Genomic DNA, 907 nt, shown 5'->3' with positions numbered 1-907 from the left:
CCTGTCGTCACGGCGGAAACCACCACCGGAGCCGCCACCGCGGCTGTCGTCACGGCGGAAACCACCACCGGAGCCGCCGCCACGGCTGTCGTCACGGCGGAAACCACCACCGGAGCCGCCGCCACGGCTGTCGTCACGACGCGGGCCGCGATCGCGGTCGTCACGGCGGTTGCCACCACGGTCAGCACCGCTCGTCGGCCGGCTGTCATCGCGGCGGTTGCCACCACGGTCGTTGTCCCGACGCGGGCCTGCGGACCGGTCGTCACGACCACCCTGGAAGCCGCCCCGGTCGCCACCGTCCCGGCGACGCGGCTCGCGCTCCGAACGATCGTCGGGAGAGTTGGTGGACATGGGTGGAACTCCTGTCTTCGGGTACTACACACATTCTCGCGCAGCCGGACACCCGACGCGCTTCGGCAAAACAAAAAGGACCCTTGGTCCCAGCATGAACGCTGGGACCAAGGGTCCTTGAAAGATTGTTCGGCGGCGTCCTACTCTCCCACAGGGTCCCCCCTGCAGTACCATCGGCGCTGAAAGGCTTAGCTTCCGGGTTCGGAATGTAACCGGGCGTTTCCCTAACGCAATGACCACCGAAACCCTATCGGGTTCTAGCGAACAAGCACACTTTTTAATTAAGTAGTGAAGCTGTTCAACCGGTGCGACTGTTCGCAACCCGGGAACAACACAGTGGACGCGAGCAACTGAGGACAAGCCCTCGGCCTATTAGTACCAGTCAGCTCCACCCGTTGCCGGGCTTCTACATCTGGCCTATCAACCCAGTCGTCTACTGGGAGCCTTAACCCCTCAAAGGGGGTGGGAATACTCATCTCGAAGCAGGCTTCCCGCTTAGATGCTTTCAGCGGTTATCCTTTCCGAACGTAGCCAACCAGCCATGCCCTTGGCAGGA

Annotated in this window: 2 rRNA genes and 1 pseudogene; all 3 read right to left on the bottom strand. The window is 62.7% G+C overall.

The features are described from left to right. Positions 1-351: pseudogene (locus ABZV38_RS40520) on the bottom strand (hypothetical protein); the annotation flags it as partial. Between the two features lie 127 nt (positions 352-478). Continuing rightward, positions 479-595, bottom strand: a 5S ribosomal RNA gene (gene rrf / locus ABZV38_RS40515). Between the two features lie 108 nt (positions 596-703). Further along, positions 704-907 (bottom strand): 23S ribosomal RNA (locus ABZV38_RS40510); the annotation flags it as partial.

The sequence above is a fragment of the Streptomyces sp. NPDC005181 genome (assembly GCF_040608395.1).
Lineage (GTDB): Bacteria > Actinomycetota > Actinomycetes > Streptomycetales > Streptomycetaceae > Streptomyces.
This window is presented reverse-complemented; position numbering and strand designations above follow the sequence as displayed.